A 19,234-nucleotide genomic window follows, 5' to 3' on the forward strand; every position below is an offset into this window, starting at 1 on the left:
TCAACAAAATCATGATTTCATTGATGAAAACTTTAGTTTGATTTCTGACTTCTAACTTCTGCTGTAACTATTAAACCTTTATCAAAACTGTTTCCCGCAGCTTGGAAATCACATCACTAAGATTACCCGTGTTCAAACGGTAACTTAGAGGATGGGCAATCAACCGCGCCGTGCTTTCATACAGAGTAGCAATTTCAATCAAACCATTTTCGCGCAGAGTTCGCCCTGTAGAAACTAAATCCACGATCGCTTCTGACATTCCAGTAATTGGGCCTAGTTCCACTGAACCATACAACGGGACTATTTCTACAGGTAAATCTAGACTGTGGAAATATTCACGAGCGCAATTCACATATTTTGAAGCAACTCTACCATGTGGTGGTAAATCTAAAGGCGATCGGTAACAACTAGATGCTTTTACCGCCACAGACATCCGACAATCTCCAAACTGCAAATCTACCAAGTGGGCAACTTGCGGCTGCTTCTCCCGCAACACATCGTAACCGACAATACCCAGTTGTGCTTGACCATATTCTACATAAACAGGCACATCCTGCGCCCGTACCAACAAAGCTTTTGCAAGTCCCTTAGGATCAGGAATTTGAAGTTGGCGAGTTCCTGAATCTAAAAAAGCACTAAAATCTAATCCCACAGATTGTAGCAGGCGGATGCTATTTTTAAGGAGTTCCCCTTTGGGCAATGCAACAGTCAGCATTCTTTTTCTTAATATCCTTGGCGTTCTGGCAGTTGAATAATATCTCTATATGCTTACCACAGCAGCATGAGAATTTTATTAGTTGATGATGAAGTTGAACTAACTGAACCCTTGAGTCGCTTGTTAACTCGTGAGGGTTACATTGTGGATGCCGCTTACGATGGCACAAGTGGCAACGAATATGTACAAGCAGGCAGTTATGACCTACTAATTTTAGATTGGATGCTGCCAGGAAAAACGGGGTTAGAGATTTGTCAGCAATTGCGACGACAAGGCAAAACTACTCCTGTACTGTTTCTCACAGCTAAAGATACTCTAGATGACCGCGTACAAGGTTTAGATGCTGGTGCTGACGACTATCTAGTTAAACCCTTTGAACTGCGGGAGTTACTAGCCAGAGTCCGGGCTTTATTGCGTCGTTCCGGTTCCCAAACCTATGAAACCACCACCGGACGTTTAACCGTCGCTGATTTAGAACTCGATTGTGAAAATCAAGTCGCCTATCGCCAAGGAAGAATAATTGAGTTATCGCAAAAAGAAAGTCAGTTGCTGCAATATTTTATGGAACACACGGGACAACTAATGACTCATGCCCAAATTATGCATAATTTGTGGCAAGAGTCAGAACAACCCAGTAGTAATGTGATTGCAGCCTTAATTCGTTTGCTGCGCCGTAAGATTGAGGTAGGTAGAGAAACTGCGCTGATTCACACAGTCTACGGCAAAGGCTATCGTTTCGGTGCTTCTACAGTGGAGTCAGTTTAACTAATTCGTCATTTGTCATTCGTCATTCGTCATTCTTAGTTAAAAAGAAAGCAATACGTTTGGGTTAAGCATTTTTTCTCCTCTCTGTGTCGTCTGCGGTTCGTTGAGTTTCAACCTTAACTGAACCCCGTATTATAGCAAGGGACTGGGGATTGGGGAAAACGTCTTGTAATTACGAATTACGAATTATTTTAGTTTTTGCGACTTCAATTCCTGTCGAAGTTTGTTGTACAGAGATAAATCTACAGGCATCATAATCTGTGAAATTCCCTTCCAGACACCAAGCTGATTATTTGCACCCATATCTTCCATAAGTTGCTCAGTGTAACGCAAGGAAAACGAAGTGATGCATGTCGCCCTCGCTACAACACTATGGTATTGAGTTTTCATCCAATCGATATCTGCTGCCATTTCTTGATACATTGCTGACGGTGAAGGTAATAACAAGTTGCCTTTGAAATACTCTAGTAGCCACCAAGCACCAACTTCTGATGTCAACTGACTATAAAAACTGCTGTTATAGCCAACAAAACCCATCTGGGGAATATTAGGATGAATCAGATAACGGTAAAGGTTAAAATTACCATCTTCATCAATTATCTGTCGGCGATATTCTTCTTCGAGAAAGGGAAGTTCTTGGGTAAATCCTGTACCAAAAATTACTACATCTGCTTGCAACTGCTGACCATTAGCTAATTCCACACCATCAGGGATAAACTTGGCGATGCTCGTTTTAATTGCCTGAATTTTACCGGAGTGGACGTACTTAAAGAAATCTGGGGGAGCTATGCTAATGGTACAGTTAACCACATTTAGAGGTTGTTCGGGCAACATTCCGCAACTATCAAGCCCGAATTGCAGGCGTATCAGCATCTCATTAGTGCGCCAGAAAGCCCATACTAGCGGCTTCCCCAGAGTGTGTAGTAATTTTTCAACCCGTCCCATCTGACGGTAGGGGAACCAAGCTTCTGAAAAGCGAGTTAATAAAATATACTTCAGGTTTACTAAACCCAGGAAAAATCTCGGAACCTTCCACATCGGTTTACGGAAGACGAGGCTGGATTTTTTAGCTATGTTTGCCCCTAAAGTCGCAATATCGCAGGCAGATTTGCCAAAACCTACTACTACTACCCGTTTACCCTCAATGATTGATGCATTGTTAAACTCGGTAGAATGAATTACCTGTCCTCCAGACGCGACAAACTCTTCTCTACCAGGCAAAGAAGGTAACTTAGGGATGCTAAATGTGCCGTTGCACACTAGTACAAAGTCAAATTCGTGCTTTTCCTCTCTTGTCTCATCGCTATTACCATCTTTCACTCTGATAGTAACTACCCATCCTGGTTGTTCTCCAGTTTTTCGGGAAACATTGGTAACTTCCGTTTGGAAGCGAATCCTCTCAAGAACTCCAAAATTCTGGGCGTATGAATTTAAGTAATTCCGCATCTGCTCTGCTGTGGGCCACTCTGGGTATGATGCAGGCATGGGATAATCAGAAAAACTATATGTGTCACCTGTATTCTGGGTTGTTAATTCTGGGTAACTTCGGGATTGTTCCCACACACCACCAATTCCTTTTTGTTTCTCGAATACAGTAACGTCGTAGTCTTCTTCGATAAAAGTTTTAGTTGTTACCAGACCACTAATTCCAGCCCCAATCACGCAAATTTGCTTGGTTTCCATATTCTTTTTTAAGTAAAGTCCGTAATAATCTCTGTAAAAATGAATTTACAGCAGGTTTTATTTACTTGAACAATATAGGAATCCGGTTTGATTTCTGAAAAGATACGTAGGGGAGCCAGTCGAAAAAGCTGCAAAATCACACACCTTGAAAGGGCTAGTCCTAAAGGCGATAAAAAATGCTGTTAGTTTTCACGCTTGATGTATTGTGGTGATTTAAACGATTAGATTTTACCGTGAAATAATACTGATAAGGGCTTTCCAAGAAATAAATTATCCATTTTGTGGGATGGGCATCTTGCCCATCCTAATATTGGGGACGGGTAAGATGCCCATCCCACAAGAAAATTTGGGATATTTTTTTATTTGGAAGTCCCTAAAAATTAGTAAGCCGACTGCGGGAAGCAATCGGCTTAAGAAATTCACGATCTTTGAGTTGCAATTTAGCCGTGAGTTGCACCTTGAGGAGGACGTGAGACAACTTTTTTGGCTAAACCCAAAGTCTGCAAAACTAGGATGCTCCACCAAGTAATATCAATCTCCCACCAAGACAATCCAGATTTCGCCATGTGGGGATAAGTATGATGGTTGTTATGCCATCCTTCTCCATAAGTGACGATGGATACCCACCAAAGATTACGAGCGCCATCATTAGCATCAAAGGTACGATAACCCCACAGATGTGATGCTGAGTTCACAAACCAGGTTGAGTGCCAAAGCAAGACACATCTAAGAAACACACCATAGAACACAAAAGGCCATCCTCCTAAAGCATATAGGAGCAGTGCGAAGGGTATTTGCAACAGCAAAAAGTAGCGATCCAGCCAACAATAGAAGGGTTGTCTAGCTAGATCGGGGGCATATTTCTTATAGGTTTCATAGTCAAAAAATTCGGGACGCGGGTAGAAAATCCATAGTATATGACTCCACCAAAATCCTCTTTGAGCAGAGTAGGGGTCTAAATTAATATCTTCCGTGTGAGCGTGATGCTGGCGGTGTCCACCTACCCAAAAAATTGGCCCACCTTGTAAAGCCAGCGCTCCAATGAGGGCGATCGCATACTCTAACCACTTGGGGACTTGGAAGCTCTTATGGCTCAGTAGTCTATGATATCCCAGGCAAATACCAATACTCCCGAATAACCAGTGGAGAAACACTAGCAAACCTAATGCTGGCCAGGAGAAAAACCAAGGAGCCAGAAGTGCTAAAGCATGAAACGTAGTAAAAAATACTACATTTGTCCAACTGAGTTGAGGTGAGTTGCCTCTCTCAGGGGCGATCGCCCCAAAATTTGCGGTCATAAAAATTCCTGTTGATGGATGATGAAGCAATTTGCCTTTTCTCGGATGCCATCCCACAAGGGATTTACTCGCACTGTATATTATGTTAGTTACAGTGAGCCAGCGCGGTCTTCTCCCAAAGGGAGAGGCTAGGGCCAAGGGGGTTTCCCCCATTAGTGGCTGGCGTTAGCGCAGCACTAGCGACGCAGGAGCGTCACCCGTAGGGGAGAGTAAAGCAAGTATCACTTACATTTGTTATGCTAGCAGAACTCTGATATCCCTGCAAGTGCCACTTGCATTTTTCTATGTCTTCTCACCTTATTTCCACTCGTCAACGCCTGATTCAAGCTGCACTTGAGTTGTTTTCGGCTCAGGGAGTTAGCGCTACCACAACCCGCCAAATTGCTGAAAAAGCCGAAGTCAACGAAGTGACTCTATTTCGGAATTTTGGCAATAAGCACGGATTACTTTTAGCTGTGCTAGAAGAGTCCGCAGCCTTCAAGGATTTAGGTGAGTCGCTAGTGCGGCGGGCAACACCTCCTGGCAATGTCTACCAAGCTCTGAAAGATTATGCAAGTGATAGCTTACATGCATTAGAACGAGTGCCAGAGTTCGTCCGGTCTGTGGTAGGTGAAGCCGACCAATTTCCGGCAGAAAATCGCCGCGCATTAGGCAGGGGAGTAACAGAGGCAAACCGCTATGTAGCTCAGTATTTAGCTACTGTAATCCAGCAAGGACACCTAAATACCTATTTACCAGCAGAAAAATTAGCCAGTTTGCTGAATGGGATGATCTTGGGATATGCCGTAATTGAGTTCACCAGCGAATTTCACGAACTTTGGGAGGATCGGGATGATTTTCTGGAAAATTTGGTGGAGTTGTTTTTACATGGAGCCATGTCATCCTCAGCAGAATCAGCAACAAGCTGTTTCCAAGGAGGGTTTAACACCACAGAAGTAGCTGATTTACCAGCTAGTTTAGTTAATGAAATTTTGCAACAAGCAAGGAAATCGGGAATCCGAGATTATGCCTTGGCTTATGTGTTATTTGGGGCTGGGTTATCCGCCACTGAAATAATTCGCTTGGAGCGATCGCACCAAATCTACGATACTCAAGGGCATTTCCTACAAATTACAATCCCCGGATTTGTCCGTCAAGTGCCTGTGAATCAATGGATTTTGGGGAAACGCTACGGTTCTTTTACCAATAATCCCTTAATTAAATGGCTGAAAAGTCGTAAAGATGCTCAAACAGGCATGTTTCTGAATGAAATAGGCACGCCGATGTCAGAATCAGAGCTTGAGAAACGTTGGCAAGTTTGGAGTGAGGGACTATTAACTCCCCAAGGACAAACGCCAGCGATCGCCCAGGCGCAACAAACCTGGCGCGTAGAAATGTTAATGCGGGGAATCAGCTTAGAAAATTTGATTATTTTAACAGGTTGCGATCGCTCTCAATTACAACCTTATGTCCGCCGAGCTAAAGAAAAAGCCGCCTTAGAGCAAGCCACCCGTTTGGATCACAAGCCAGGATAGGATTTTTTAGCACTCAGCACTCATTAATTCAACGGCTCCATAATGGCTCTTAAACCTTTACTAGAGAGGGTTTTGAGCATTTCTTTAGCGTTATATTCACTGCTAAATACTCCTGCTTGCATAACTCTTTGGCCTTGCCAAACTGTGGGAAACGCACCAGGAGCAAGCGATCGCACTAAATCTTTATCTTTATCAGTGAAGAGTGGAACAACTACGCGATAACGGATACCGAACTGTGTCGCAGAGTTACCGCGATCGGGCATAGTTACAGAACTTGTTTGTATATTGCGAGGATTAGGGATAGAGATATTGCGATCGGGAAGTGGTAAAAGTGCTGACGCATTTGGGGCAGTAGCTTCTACTATTGGTAATGGCTGCTGTGTTTGATTCCTCGTGCTGGCAACTGAATTGGATGGGTACTCAGGGGCTGTAAACTCAATCGTATTAGGATCGATCCGCACATAATTTAACTGTGGTGTATTAGGCGGCTGCGCTGGACTGAAAGTTGCAGGTATTTGTCTGGCTGACAAACTGCTAGGAGTAGGAAAATCGACAATTTTAGAGGTAGTTTGCTGCTGATTGGATATAGGCCTGGAAAGTGGAACATTGGCTGGCACTAATGGCAGCAATTGACTATTTAATTGTGTAGAAACAGGATTATTTGCTGAAATGCTGTTGCTGGTTTGCCCATTGGTAGTTTCAGAGGTTTCGGGAGCCGAGAAGGTGATTTCCCCAGTTGGTGGTATTTCTTGTGGCACATTGCTGGGAGTCGATTGAGAATTTTGGGCTGCTAGTGCTATTGTCCCGTTAATATCTACCTTGCCAGTGATGCGATCGCTCACAAGATTATTACCGCCAGCAGAAATCACCTCTTTAGCAGCGCTGGCGTTGATGTCATAGCGGGCATTATTTTGAAATTGATTACCCCCAGGTTCCGATGCACTACCCAAATCTGGCATTGCTTGAGCGATCGCAACTAAACCATCTTCTTTATTATCTTGAATAATATTATTCCGTAAAATCGGGCGGGCTTTTGCTTGCACCACAATTCCCGATCTATTGTTCTGAATTTGATTGCCTATGACTATCGGAGCGGCATTTTGAGCAATATTAATTCCAAAACCCGTTTCGTGAAAAACATTCTCCTTCACTTGGGGACTGGAGTTACCAGCTATTGTGATGCCATTGGCTCCATTGCGATCGAAGTAATTCTTGCTAATAGTGGGTGCAGCATTACCACATACAGAAATGCCATCTTGAGTACTACCAGTAAATGTATTTTCCGCGATTACCGGATCGCTCGATTCAATCCATAAACCGTAACCCCGGCGATTGGGGTTCGTTACCGTTACCCCAGCGAGCAAAGCTTGGGTTGCTCCTACAATTGTGACATTTTGACCAGCAAAGCTGCGGCTCAGGTAATCACCACCTCCCTGAATGATAATATCCTTACCTTGATTGCTAGGGTTGCCTTGAATTGAAACACCCGGTTTCAGCATTAAGGGAAATTCCTCTCCTGTCTCGGCGCTATAAGTACCCGTGGAGAGCATAATTACAGTATTGGCGTTAGCTAATCGCAACGCATGGGTAATCGTTTTTACAGGAGCAGATTCGCTGCCATTACCTGCGCTGTCATTTCCACCATTGGGGTTGACAAACAGCATGTTAGCCTGAGAATTGGTTTTCTCACCCACAGGTGCTGAATTTGGTGTCGATGGCATCTGAGCGATCGCGCTACCCAGGAACGCTATACTTGCTGTTCCTATACTGACGGTAAAAGATAATACTGATAAGCTAAAAAATAAAAGCTTTGCTGATTCCAGAAACTTCAGCCTTGCAAGCATAATATCTACTCTACGGTACTTAGTAAATGCACTCCAGTGAATCATATTTAACACACTCCTTAGAAGTAACAATAAATTCTTATACTCTTAGAGAGTATTATGTCGATAATATTACTCACATATTGACTGATTGGCGATTTTTAATACAGGGTAATAAATGATATTGTGTCTGTTCAACAATATCTTTGCCAAAAGACTTTCACCCCCAAAGAGCTTGTCATTATTCACATCTAACAATCATCGCCTCAGAATAGAATTCCAAAGCTAACAGATTGTATTCCTCTCAAGAGAACTAAACAAGAATTAAAGTCCACTTAAGTGGACTTTAATTATTAGCCCAGGACTTAAGTTCTGGGAGGGATGTGGGCCGTTGCAATCCTTGAACTCTGACAAAAATTTTGGTAATTACCAGTTTTTGGGGAGATGGTGATTACCAACATCTTTTAAATCTTCCTCAAAAAACAAATACTCTCTAAATAGTATCCATACAGTCTCAATTTAGTTTGCCCATTGGAGATTTTCTGGTGTATCCCTTTCGGCTAGTACACCACGGCGTAAATAAAGCTACCATTTCAAATCAACGAAAGGCTTACGCTGTATTCATTTTGAATTTTGAATTTTGAATTTTGAATTCCGCCTTGCGGTACTAGTCCTTTTTAAGCTTGTTGTTCACCCAAAAAGACTTGACTAACCTTAGTGCAAAACTGTAGCCTCAAACTACCCTTATCACTGCCTATAGGAACATGGGATAATTTATCGTAACCCTCACTACTACGTTGTTTTGCGTAGATTCAGCGAAAATTGAGTAAAAAAAAGCAAATTTATGAGCTTATGGTTACTAAGAGATATGATAATTCACACTTTGATGAAAGTACTAACGGGGTTGTTGTAATGGTCGAGCCATTCAGCCAAAAAGAGCAAATACAACAAGTTGTTTACCGCATTTTAGATGCCAATTTAGACCGCGCTCGTGAAGGCTTACGAATTATTGAAGAATGGTGTCGTTTTGGCTTGAATAATGCCCAGTTAGCTCTTGAATGCAAGCGCCTGCGCCAAGATGTAGCCAGGTGGCATACCTCAGAATTGCGGGCGGCGCGAGATACACCAGGCGATCCTGGAACTGAGTTAACCCATCCTCAAGAAGAAGAACGAGCTAGTATAAAATCGGTATTGCAAGCTAATTTTTGCCGCGTCGAAGAAGCTTTGCGGGTGCTGGAAGAATACAGCAAGCTAACCCAACCAAATATGGCTAAGGCTTGTAAACAGATGCGCTATCAGGTTTATACCCTAGAAAGTAGTTTAATGGGTCATCAGCGCCATCAATTGTTGTGGCGATCGCATTTGTATCTTGTGACTTCCCCACATGAAAATTTGTTGAACAATGTCGAGGCCGCACTTAAAGGAGGATTAACCCTTTTACAATACCGCGACAAAACCGCCGATGATTCTTTGCGTCTGGAACAAGCTAGAAAACTCCGCCAGTTATGCCACATCTACGGTGCTTTGTTCATTGTTAACGATCGCGTGGATCTAGCTTTAGCTGTCGATGCCGATGGGGTGCATCTGGGACAACAAGATATGCCTATTGCTGTTGCTCGGCAATTACTCGGTTCACAGCGTCTGATAGGTCTTTCTACCACAAATAAAGAAGAAATGCAAGGGGCAATTGCTGAAGGTGTAGATTACATTGGCGTGGGGCCAGTTTATGAAACTCCGACGAAAGTAGGTAAGGCAGCAACAGGTTTAGAATATGTCAGCTATGCAGCCAAAAATTGCTCAATTCCCTGGTTTGCCATTGGGGGAATAGATGCCAATAATATCAATGATGCGATCGATGCCGGAGCCGAACGTGTAGCGGTGGTGCGATCGCTCATGCAAGCCGAACAGCCTACTCTAGTAACACAATATTTGCTATCCCAACTCAATCGCATTAAACCAGAAATTTAAAAGAGTCATTAGTCATTAGTCATTTGTCATTTGTCATTTGCCCAAAGTGAGTAACCAATACCCAATTTCCAATTCCTAATTCCCAATGCCCTACACATATATTATGTCTAATGAGATTACGATTCAGGTAAATGGGGAAACCCATAGTTGCCCATTTGAAACTTTTTTACCCGATTTGCTCCAAAAACTGGGTTTTAACCCCCGCTTGGTGGCTGTAGAATATAATGGCGAAATTTTACACCGCCAGTTTTGGCTGCAAACAAAAATGCAACCAGGCGATCGCTTAGAAGTGGTAACTATTGTTGGTGGTGGTTAAGTCTGTTTCAACCTCAAGGGTTTTCGGCATATTTCGGAATCAACCTATTTGGGGTGGCAAAATGACTGTTACATTCTAAAAGTTGCATTATCTGGGAACTTAAAGTAATACAAAGCTCTCTATAATCTGTATATATAGAATTTTACGTATTTATACCCAAATCTTGTAAATTTATTGTGAAGCACATCATAGAATTTCCTCTTGAAAGTGGCGAATCGATCTTTGTTGAAGTAGACGAAGCCGCACAGATAGACGATCGCATCAGTTTGCGAGACCAAGTGGTTGAGAAAGCTACACAAACTTTCGAGTCAGCCCTAGAAACCGTTAAGCCCATAGCTAATGCAATTATTACCAAAATCGGCAGCCTCAAACAGCCGGCAGATGAAGTAGAAGTCAAGTTTGGCATCAAAATTAGCGCTCAACTTGGGGCAGTTGTAGCTTCTGGCAATAGTGAAGTCAACTATGAAATCACTTTGAAGTGGAAAAAAGATTCACAAAATGGTAGCACCCCTTGAGTCATCTATTGTCAGAATTTACTCTAACAGTAACAAGGGCAAAGTAATTGGTGCTGGCTTTTTAGTTTCTCAGAAGTACATCATCACCTGCGCCCATGTGGTAGCTGATGCTTTGGGACTTACCAGAACAACTGTTCAAATGCCAGATGCAGAAATAACCTTGGATTTTCCGTTAGTTGCACCCAAACAACTGCTCAAAGCTAAGGTTATTTTCTGGCTACCTGTGAATCCGAGTGTGGAATTAGAAGATATTGCCGGATTAGAGTTAGCACTTTCTCCCCCAAATCAGGCTCTAACAGCACCATTAATTACATCTGATGAATGGGCGGGACATCCTTTCCGAGTATTTGGTTTTCCCGCAGGACAACCAGATGGTGTTTGGGCTACCGGCGTTTTACGCGGACACACGGGTAAAAGTTGGGTGCAACTAGAGGATGAGAAACAAACAGGTTACGGATTAAAGCCGGGTTTCAGTGGTGCGCCAATCTGGGATGGTGAGCTTCAGGGTGTAGTAGGAATAGCAGTAGCAGCAGACATCAACCAACCAGATGCTAAAGTTGGGTTTATGATTCCCACACGGCTGCTGGTGATAGCATGGCCTATATTGAGTGAGCAAGCTATAGCTATTGCTTCGTGTCCCTATCGTGGTCTATTTGCTTTTCGGGAAGAAGACGCACGATTTTTCTTTGGGCGGGATATTTTCACCCAGAAACTTGTAGATACAGTACAAAAACAATCATTAGTAGCGGTAATTGGGGCTTCTGGTAGTGGTAAATCTAGTGTAGTGTTTGCGGGTTTAATTCCTAATTTACGCCAACAAAGCAATTGGCTAATTGAGTCCTTTCGCCCAAAAACTCATCCTGTAGATGAACTTGCAGCAGTAATCGTGCGCCTACGCGAACCAGAGAAGGGAAAGACGCAACAGGATATTGAGGCGGGAAACTTAGCTTGTGGGTTGCGATCGCAAGAAGTAGCAGCACATACTGTTTTATCCCGAATTTTGTCAGAGAACGATAATAAGCGGCTATTACTGGTAGTCGATCAATTTGAGGAACTTTACGCTTCTTGCTCAGATATTCAAGAGCGCCAATTATTTTTAAATCAACTATTAGAAGCGGCTAAACTGGTAGACAATTTTACCCTTTTGCTGACCTTGCGGGCTGACTTTCTGGGATATGCGCTTTTAGATTATCGCTTTGCCAATGCTTTGCAGAATGCTGATTTAAAACTTGCGCCAATGAACCGAGAAGAATTGCAGCAGGCGATCGCTCTACCTGCAAACAAGCAAGGGGTAAGGTTAGAAGAGGGTCTTGTGAAGCAGATTCTCCAAGCGGTGGTAGATTCACCAGGGAATTTGCCTTTACTAGAATTTACTTTGACGCAACTATGGGCAGAACAGCAAAATCGCCAAATGACTCATGCCGCTTATGAAGCAATTGGCGGTGTAGAAAAGTCCTTGGCGAACCATGCAGAAGCCGAGTTTGCCAAGCTCAAACCAAAGGAACAAGAACAAGCACAGCAAATATTTGTTCAGCTAGTGCGTCCTGGAGAAGGCACAGAAGACACACGCCGACTAGCTACTAGAAATGAGGTAGGAGATAATTGGGATTTGGTTAAGCGTCTAGCTGATGCGCGGCTAGTGGTAACTGGACTTAATGACACTGCTGGCAAAAAACAAGAAACAGTAGAGATTGTCCATGAAACCTTGATTCGAGAATGGGGACAACTGCACAGATGGATGGAGAGCGATCGCTCTTTCCGCACTTGGCAAGAAGTATTGCGATCGAGAATGCGTCAGTGGGAAAATGCCGGACAAGATGAAGGGCCATTGCTGCGAGGTGTACCGCTAGGGGAAGCGGAAAATTGGTTCCAGCAGCGCCAAGATGAGTTGAGCAAAGCAGAGCAAGATTTTATCCAGCAGAGTTTGGCATTGCGCGATCGCGATCGTCAACAAAAAGAACGCCGTCGCAAGCTGACTCTATTTGGGCTGACAGGTGGTTTAGTAGTAGTCTCAATCTTAGCTATGGTTGCCTTTTGGCTACGATGGACAGCTGAAGTTGAAGCCTCTGGAGTCACCGCGTTAAGAAATTTTGAGTCTGGTGCTGGAGAAATCGAGGCTTTGGTATCAGCAATGGAAGCCGGACAAGAAGTTAAAAAGATGGCTTTTTGGAATAGTAATTGTTTGCAAGATTGTCCAGCCACAAGTCCTCTGCTAGCTTTGCAGAAGATTCTGGATAATATTCATCAAACAAATCAAATCAATACTTACCACAGAGGTGTAAACAGTATCCGTTTTATTAGCAAGGACAACAAAAAGGGAGAGTTAATTGTTGCTGCTGAAGAAGACGGTACGGCTACCTGGTGGGATTTCCAGGACAAGAAATTGGAAAGATTGAAATATGTTCAACTGGACAGTAAGCACATTAACAGTATCAAAAGTATCGATTTTAGTAAAGATCAAAAAATATTGGCTACAGGTGCAAGTAACGGTTGGGTAATTCTATGGGATGTCTCAAAGATTCAGCAGTGGGCTGACTCAAAGAGTAAAGAGTCACCTCCTGTTCTAAAATCTAAACCTATGCAGCATGCATGTGCCGATGGTCGGTACTTAGAAAAAGACAAGCCACCAGCAGAAGGTGGTAAATGTAGTGTCAATAGTGTCCGTTTTCTTCCAAACCAAGACCTTCTGGTGACTGCTGGAGATGATGGTAAAGTCAAACTGTGGCATTTCAATGGAGAACCTGTTTTAACAATAGATGCCCATCAGGGAAGTATCAAAAGCCTCAATAATCCAGATGATGGCCAGCAATTTGCCACCTCTGGAGAGGATGGTTTGGCAAAGCTTTGGGATCTCAAAGGAACAAAATTGGCAACATTTAAGGGTCATGGATGCAGTGTCAAAGATGCTAAAAAATGTAGTGTTAACAGTATTTGGTTTTACCCCAAGAAAAAGCAAGTTGCTACAGCTGGAGATGATGATAAAGTAAGGTTGTGGGATCTTGCTGGAAAAGAACTGTCGCAATTTGAGGCTCATCAGAATGGTGTTGAGACAGTTCGTATTACCCCAGATGGTACACAACTTGCGACAGCAGGCAAAGATGGCACAGTTAAACTGTGGGATTTTAATGGCAAACAAGCAGAATTTAAGGGTCATCAGGGCAGTGTTGTTAGCATCCGGTTTAATGACAAAGGCGATACTCTTGCCACTGGTGGAAAAGATGATGGTACGGTAAGATTCTGGGCAGTTTCAGGAAAATCATTAATCAAACCCAAAAATCCTTCAATCAAACTAGAGGGGCATGAAAAAGCTGTTAGTAGTGTTCGTTTTAGCCCAGATGGTAAGTTACTAGTTACAGCTTCAGAGGATGACTTTATTAGGCTTTGGAACCTCAAAGGTGAGCCGCTAAAACAATTCAAAGCCGGTCAAGGGGGTGTCAATAGTGTGCGTTTTAGCCCAAAAGAAGACCTCATTGTTACAGGTGGAAAAAATGGCACAATAAAGCTTTGGAAGCGCACCGGAGAACCGTTAAAGCCATTGAAACCTTTCGAGGGGCATTCTCAAGCAATACGGAGTATCAATTTTAATCACGCAGGCGATAAGTTTGTTAGCGCTGGAGATGATGGTATAGCGAAACTGTGGGATCGTAAAGGAAACAGATGGGGAAAATTTCCGTACAAAGGTAAAAGTAAAGTTGAGACCGTTAGATTTAGTCGAGATGACAAGCTGCTAGCTACAGTTGGAGAAAATGGGACGGCGTTGCTGTGGGATATTAATGACAAGTTGGATATTAATGGCAAGTGGGATATTAATAGAAAACCATCAGCAGAATTGATCGGTCATAAGGGCTATGTTACCACTGTTGGTTTTAGCCCCACGGAGAATAAATTGGCTACATCTGGAGATGATAGTACTGTCAGGCTATGGGATTATTCAGGAAAGCAGTTAAAAGAATTTAAGACTTATGAAGGCAGAGTCACACAAATAGCTTTCAGCCGAGATGGTAAACTACTGACTACATCTTCAGCAAACTACACAACTAAATTGTGGAATTTATTAGGACAAGAAGTAGCAGAATTTACAGGTCATCAAGGCTTTGTCAGAAGTGCAGATTTTAGCCCGGATGGTAAACTACTGGCTACAGCCAGTGAAGACAAGACGGTAATTGTGTGGCGTATCCGGGGATTAGATGAACTGCTACATGAAGGATGCGATCGCCTTAAAGATTACCTTAAAACTAATCCTGATGAAAACAAAAAACTGAGCGTATGCCAAAAAAAGTCTTACAAATCAGATTTGTAAAGCGATCTGTGAAGGGTTCTCCGCTTGGCTAATTCTTTACCTTTGCGGCCAAGTTGCTCGCGTAGCTGCTGATCTTTGCACAACCGATTGAAAGCTTGAAAAACTTCATAACCAGAATTAGGATTAACCAGTATCCCATTTTCTTCATGCTGAACTGTGTCTAGAACACCGCCTAAACGAGGGGCAATTATCGGCTTACCGAAGTAACTTGCTTCTAAATAAACCATACCAAAACCCTCCATATTGTTAGGTTTAGTATCCAATAAAGTCAGCATGGCAAATATGTCGCAAGCTGCATAATAACCTGCTAATTCCCGCTCCGGCACATATCCAGCAAAGTGGACGCGCTTATCTACCCGCAAACGATGCGCCAAAGATTTCAGTTCCGATTCACTTGGCCCTTCACCGCAGATTATATAGTGAACATCCACCCCAAAAGTTAGCAATAGTGGAATGTTATCAATTACTCGGTCGAAACCTTTATGTTTTACTAACCTTCCGATGGAGAGAATAACTATTGCTGATTCGGGAATATTGTACGCCTGACGCACGCGAACCCGTAAATCATCAAGGCTGCTGGGACTTTCTACATTATTACCAAATTTTTCTGGTCTGATTACTGGGTTAATGACGTGGGTAGGAGTATCTAATCGGAAAGCAGTTCTGAGATAGTCTTGTGTATAGGAACTGTTACAAACAATACCTTCGGCTCGTTTAAGTGTTAATTTAAATAGCGATCGCAGCACGGGATTGTGTAAAGTACAAAGAAAATCATTCCCGTGCAAATAGATAAAAAAGCGAATAGGTAAGAAATAGCTCAATAGCAACAGTGAAGGAAAGTCATAGCCGTGGCCCCATTCTATATAACGGTAGTGATAACGAAAATAGAGTTTGATTGCGAGGACAAATGAGCAGACAATATTGACAAAAGGCTTCAGGATATTTCCCACAAAGCCACTACGCCAGTATCTAGGATAAAACCAGCGATACACAGGAAATTGTTGACTTTCGTCAAATACTTTATCTCCTGAACAACTCGCTGTCAGCACAATAACTCGCTCTGGATCTTGGAGACAGCGATTATACATATATTCCCCAATTACAGCTTCTTTCGGCAGGAAGATCCGGCTGATGACTAGGATATCTGGGTATGCAGCTTTATCTCTGATTTCAGCTGTTAGTTGAGAAATATGTTCCATAATCAAGTTGACGAATTTACTTCAAATAATTTTCAATTTATTTGCAATTAGGATTACTTCCAAAGCCATAATTATTATTTTATTTCTTTTAAAACGAATCTGGTAGAAAAACTTGAAGGCTATTTTAGAAGATTAGCCAGGAAGATTATTTTTTTGTATTGATTTTATTTTGGCGGCAAAATTCTCCAGTATTGAGAATTTATGTGCATGATGGACAATAAATAAAATCTAGCACTTGGAGTTAATTTACTTAGCGAATAAATGTTGCTAAAATTACCTACTCTTAATATAATATCGTGAATACTTTGAAGTTGTGTGCCAAAATGCCACAAAGCTGTACAAGCATTTAATAACCATTTAGTGTCTTGTTAGCTTTACTGATTAGCATTCTAGTCACTTGATGTTTTTCGTAAATAAGTAAATATATTGATTTATGAATGTAGTATATAGTGCTTATATATTAAAAATATCCTCCCACATTGTGACAAAACAAGTCGGTGAAGTATTAAAAAATTAGTCAAAATAATCAACTGTATAATTCAAGACTGTAGTATAGAAATGCTAATCCAAGACGTAGCAACAATTGCCCGTAGGCTTAGACCGTCGTAGACATCGCAACTTTCTGTAATTGTGAACATATCTTAAGGTACGGTTCCCCAGTCGAGAAATCCCCCCTGCGATCGCTGCCTACGCCAGATAAGACGCGGTAGATTGAGTATGTAGCCTTTAAAAGTGAATGCTACAAAGCTTGCTTGTTACAGGCTGTCGTTAGCGCCATAGCGCAACACTCCTACCAACATGGGGAGAAATCATAAAAAATTCCGTTTTCTAAGCGATTGTAACTATGCGTAAAAAACTACAACAAACCATCAAACCACTGTTAAAGACCTTCTTAGTCCTAAGTCTGGTGTTAGCTTTGGCTCTTAGTCACGCCGATGGAGCATTAGCAGCCCGCAGTGGGGGCCGTATCGGTGGTGGCTCATTTAGAGCGCCTTCCAGCCGCACTTATACACCACGCACTTATGTGCCACCTGGCGGGGGCGGATATTATCCTGGCGGAGGATTTGGTGGCGGTTTTGGCTTTCCCTTCCTAATTCCTTTTTGGGGTATTGGGGGAGGATTTGGTGGTCTATTTAGCATCTTAATCTTCTTTGCGATCGCTAATTTCCTATGGCAAACTTTCCGCCGCGTCTCTAGTGGTGAAACTGGAGAAGCCGATTACAGCAGCAACTCTCCTGTTTCGGTAACTCGTTTACAAGTCGGTTTGTTAGCTCAAGCCCGCGAATTGCAAAATGAACTCAACCACATTGCTGAAACTGCTGATACTAACACCCCAGAGGGGAGAGCAGAAATTCTGCAAGAAGCCAGCCTAGCTTTACTCCGTCATCCCGAATACTTTGTATATGCAGGTGGTGGTACTCAACAAGCCAGTTTAAATTCAGCTGAAAGTCAGTTTAATCGGCTGTCACTGGCAGAACGCAGCAAATTTAGTGAAGAAACTCTTTCTAACGTCAACAACCAGCTAAAAGCAGCTCTTGCCAAAGATGCTTTACCCCCGGTTGGTGAACTCGACAATCCCACCCGCCTATTTACTGAAGGCCCTGGAGAATATATTATTGTCACCTTGCTGGCAGCTACACTAGGCAAGTTTGAAATCCCCGCAGCAATTAACAGTGCTGATGATTTGCGTCAAGCTTTGCGCCAAATTGGTAGTATCCCTAGTGAGAAACTTCTGGCAATTGAAGTACTTTGGACTCCACAGGCTGAAAATGATACCCTCACGTCTGATGATGTACTGGCAAATTATCCTGATTTGAGACTAGTTTAATTTCTGAAAAATTTTGCGCTTTGGTGCTGAGAAATCATTTAGCACCGAAGCACAGCAAATAAGTTCCTCTTTGAGGGAATATAACTAGAAAACCGTTTGTCAATGATAAGCGGTTTTTTGTATAACTTAGATATAGCAAGACTTACGCACTGAAAACTGAAACCTAGATCCTCTCTAATCTCCCATAAAAAAAGTGAACCCTAAAAGCCCACTTTTTAAAGGGGGTTGGGATGTATCTTATGCATAAGTCCTATATACTTAACTATGTTTTAGAAAAATTATTCTTAGTCAAGACTTTGGTAATATTATCAAAATGTTATACACGTAAAGCGTTATCTTATGCCTAATGTTGAAGCCGACGAAAACCGAGAGCATCGCATTAAAACAGAGATCGTTGTAGATGCTGAAGACAAAGAAGACCGAGCTATGGGTTGGTATTACTACCTCGAAGAGGTTCTGAATTTTCCTTTTGTGGCTAAGTGGACTAAGAAGGGACGCAAATCAGGCTCTACTGAGGAGAAAGATGTGGAAGTGCTGGGAATGGCTCCAGATGATGAGTGCTTAAAAGAGATGTTTGTAGAAGTGGCTTACATTAATGGTAAGGATGAAGATGTATATTCTGCAAAGTTATCTGAAATAGCAGCCATTGATACTGATAGCGAAACTCAAGAAGCGATCGCAGACTGGCTCTATTGGATTGCTAGAGGTTATAAATTTTAAACTCTACGACAAATACCGAATGACGCGGCAGGGATTGCCAGCAGCGACTACATTCTCAGGTATATCTTTGACAACTACACTGCCAGCACCAATGCTTGTGTTATCACCAATAGTTACACCTGGACAAATAATTGCACTGCCACCAATCCAGACATTGTTACCAATGTTAATTGGGGCAGCTAATTCTCTCCCAGAAAGGCGAATTTCTGGCTCTGTAGGATGGTAAGCAGTATAAATTTGTACATAAGGAGCGCACAAGACATTATCGCCAATATGAACTGTATTGCAGTCTAAAATTACACAGCCATAGTTCATATAAAACTTGTCGCCAGCAAAAATATTACTACCATAGTCACAGTGAAAGGGTGGCACAATCGATACTTTGTCACCGATCTTTCCAAATAACTCTTGCAAAATTTGCTGCCGTTGCTCTTGCTGTTCTTCAGTTGTAGAATTGTACCTTCGCAACAAACGACTAGCTCGCTTATTTTCCGTAGCTAATTCTGGATCTTCCGCCAGGTATAATTCGCCTGCGAGCATTTTCTGTTTTTCGGTTTTTTCCATGACATTTAGATCGTTTTAAATGGCAG

General features: G+C 42.5%; 14 protein-coding genes. 8 read left to right on the forward strand and 6 right to left on the reverse strand.

The window, feature by feature from the left end:
• Nucleotides 1–70: 70 nt before the first annotated feature.
• The gene (hisG, locus tag CDG79_RS07395; RefSeq protein ID WP_094341565.1) at nt 71–715 is read right to left on the reverse strand and encodes an ATP phosphoribosyltransferase; all 645 of its coding nucleotides are present in this window, start codon (nt 713–715) and stop codon (nt 71–73) included.
• A gap of 66 nt (nt 716–781) precedes the next feature.
• Between hisG and rppA the strand changes: the two genes are divergently transcribed.
• Nucleotides 782–1,480, forward strand: a complete 699-nt coding sequence (gene rppA / locus CDG79_RS07400; RefSeq protein ID WP_094341566.1) for a two-component system response regulator RppA — start codon at nt 782–784, stop codon at nt 1,478–1,480.
• A gap of 186 nt (nt 1,481–1,666) precedes the next feature.
• On the opposite strand, the gene CDG79_RS07405 is transcribed toward rppA, so the two are convergent.
• Both CDG79_RS07405 and CDG79_RS07410 read right to left on the reverse strand, forming a co-directional pair.
• Entirely contained in the window at nt 1,667–3,163 is a 1,497-nt protein-coding gene (locus CDG79_RS07405) for a flavin-containing monooxygenase (protein WP_094341567.1), read from the reverse strand.
• A gap of 440 nt (nt 3,164–3,603) precedes the next feature.
• Entirely contained in the window at nt 3,604–4,461 is an 858-nt protein-coding gene (locus tag CDG79_RS07410; protein ID WP_094341568.1) for an acyl-CoA desaturase, read from the reverse strand.
• A 284-nt stretch (nt 4,462–4,745) separates the two neighbouring features.
• Between CDG79_RS07410 and CDG79_RS07415 the strand changes: the two genes are divergently transcribed.
• The gene (locus tag CDG79_RS07415; RefSeq protein ID WP_094341569.1) at nt 4,746–5,975 is read left to right on the forward strand and encodes a TetR/AcrR family transcriptional regulator; all 1,230 of its coding nucleotides are present in this window, start codon (nt 4,746–4,748) and stop codon (nt 5,973–5,975) included.
• Between the two features lie 23 nt (nt 5,976–5,998).
• Here the strand turns inward: CDG79_RS07415 and CDG79_RS07420 are convergent, their stop codons facing one another.
• Nucleotides 5,999–7,864, reverse strand: coding sequence for a DUF1565 domain-containing protein (locus tag CDG79_RS07420; RefSeq protein ID WP_094341570.1), 1,866 nt, complete (start codon nt 7,862–7,864; stop codon nt 5,999–6,001).
• A gap of 786 nt (nt 7,865–8,650) precedes the next feature.
• On the opposite strand from CDG79_RS07420, the gene CDG79_RS07425 reads away from it, so the two are divergent.
• The 4 genes from CDG79_RS07425 to CDG79_RS07440 all read left to right on the forward strand — a co-directional run bounded on the left by CDG79_RS07425 (nt 8,651) and on the right by CDG79_RS07440 (nt 14,897).
• Nucleotides 8,651–9,766, forward strand: a complete 1,116-nt coding sequence (locus tag CDG79_RS07425) for a thiamine phosphate synthase (RefSeq protein WP_094341571.1) — start codon at nt 8,651–8,653, stop codon at nt 9,764–9,766.
• 103 nt (nt 9,767–9,869) lie between these two features.
• Nucleotides 9,870–10,082 carry a sulfur carrier protein ThiS gene (gene thiS, locus CDG79_RS07430; protein ID WP_094341572.1) on the forward strand — a complete coding sequence of 71 codons (213 nt, stop codon included), beginning with the start codon at nt 9,870–9,872 and terminating at the stop codon, nt 10,080–10,082.
• A gap of 176 nt (nt 10,083–10,258) precedes the next feature.
• Nucleotides 10,259–10,597: a CU044_2847 family protein gene (locus CDG79_RS07435; RefSeq protein WP_094341573.1), complete on the forward strand. Its 339-nt coding sequence runs from the start codon at nt 10,259–10,261 to the stop codon at nt 10,595–10,597.
• Nucleotides 10,581–14,897, forward strand: coding sequence for an nSTAND1 domain-containing NTPase (locus tag CDG79_RS07440; RefSeq protein ID WP_094341574.1), 4,317 nt, complete (start codon nt 10,581–10,583; stop codon nt 14,895–14,897). Before CDG79_RS07435 ends, CDG79_RS07440 begins: the two co-directional genes overlap by 17 nt.
• On the opposite strand, the gene CDG79_RS07445 is transcribed toward CDG79_RS07440, so the two are convergent.
• Nucleotides 14,879–16,096 (reverse strand): glycosyltransferase family 4 protein, encoded by a 1,218-nt coding sequence (locus CDG79_RS07445; protein ID WP_094341575.1) that lies wholly within the window; start codon nt 16,094–16,096, stop codon nt 14,879–14,881. The genes CDG79_RS07440 and CDG79_RS07445 overlap by 19 nt on opposite strands.
• Before the next feature lie 844 nt (nt 16,097–16,940).
• Between CDG79_RS07445 and CDG79_RS07450 the strand changes: the two genes are divergently transcribed.
• Together CDG79_RS07450 and CDG79_RS07455 are read left to right on the forward strand one after the other, a co-directional pair.
• Nucleotides 16,941–17,924, forward strand: a complete 984-nt coding sequence (locus CDG79_RS07450; protein WP_094341576.1) for a DUF1517 domain-containing protein — start codon at nt 16,941–16,943, stop codon at nt 17,922–17,924.
• 339 nt (nt 17,925–18,263) lie between these two features.
• Nucleotides 18,264–18,644: a calcium-binding protein gene (locus tag CDG79_RS07455; protein ID WP_094341577.1), complete on the forward strand. Its 381-nt coding sequence runs from the start codon at nt 18,264–18,266 to the stop codon at nt 18,642–18,644.
• A gap of 3 nt (nt 18,645–18,647) precedes the next feature.
• On the opposite strand, the gene CDG79_RS07460 is transcribed toward CDG79_RS07455, so the two are convergent.
• Nucleotides 18,648–19,208 carry a sugar O-acetyltransferase gene (locus CDG79_RS07460; RefSeq protein ID WP_094330531.1) on the reverse strand — a complete coding sequence of 187 codons (561 nt, stop codon included), beginning with the start codon at nt 19,206–19,208 and terminating at the stop codon, nt 18,648–18,650.
• Between the last annotated feature and the right edge of the window lie 26 nt (nt 19,209–19,234).

The organism is Nostoc sp. 'Peltigera membranacea cyanobiont' 232 (genome assembly GCF_002245985.1).
Lineage (GTDB): Bacteria > Cyanobacteriota > Cyanobacteriia > Cyanobacteriales > Nostocaceae > Nostoc.

Excerpts from the sequence above, each read along its gene's own strand:
- rppA (WP_094341566.1), top strand. The coding sequence starts at position 782 with ATGAGAATTTTATTAGTTGATGATGAAGTTGAACTAACTGAACCCTTG.
- CDG79_RS07450 (WP_094341576.1), top strand. The coding sequence starts at position 16,941 with ATGCGTAAAAAACTACAACAAACCATCAAACCACTGTTAAAGACCTTC.
- CDG79_RS07410 (WP_094341568.1), bottom strand. The coding sequence starts at position 4,461 with ATGACCGCAAATTTTGGGGCGATCGCCCCTGAGAGAGGCAACTCACCT.
- CDG79_RS07445 (WP_094341575.1), bottom strand. The coding sequence starts at position 16,096 with ATGGAACATATTTCTCAACTAACAGCTGAAATCAGAGATAAAGCTGCA.
- CDG79_RS07425 (WP_094341571.1), top strand. The coding sequence starts at position 8,651 with ATGGTTACTAAGAGATATGATAATTCACACTTTGATGAAAGTACTAAC.
- CDG79_RS07405 (WP_094341567.1), bottom strand. The coding sequence starts at position 3,163 with ATGGAAACCAAGCAAATTTGCGTGATTGGGGCTGGAATTAGTGGTCTG.
- CDG79_RS07415 (WP_094341569.1), top strand. The coding sequence starts at position 4,746 with ATGTCTTCTCACCTTATTTCCACTCGTCAACGCCTGATTCAAGCTGCA.
- CDG79_RS07420 (WP_094341570.1), bottom strand. The coding sequence starts at position 7,864 with ATGATTCACTGGAGTGCATTTACTAAGTACCGTAGAGTAGATATTATG.
- CDG79_RS07455 (WP_094341577.1), top strand. The coding sequence starts at position 18,264 with ATGCCTAATGTTGAAGCCGACGAAAACCGAGAGCATCGCATTAAAACA.
- thiS (WP_094341572.1), top strand. The coding sequence starts at position 9,870 with ATGTCTAATGAGATTACGATTCAGGTAAATGGGGAAACCCATAGTTGC.
- CDG79_RS07460 (WP_094330531.1), bottom strand. The coding sequence starts at position 19,208 with ATGGAAAAAACCGAAAAACAGAAAATGCTCGCAGGCGAATTATACCTG.
- hisG (WP_094341565.1), bottom strand. The coding sequence starts at position 715 with ATGCTGACTGTTGCATTGCCCAAAGGGGAACTCCTTAAAAATAGCATC.
- CDG79_RS07440 (WP_094341574.1), top strand. The coding sequence starts at position 10,581 with ATGGTAGCACCCCTTGAGTCATCTATTGTCAGAATTTACTCTAACAGT.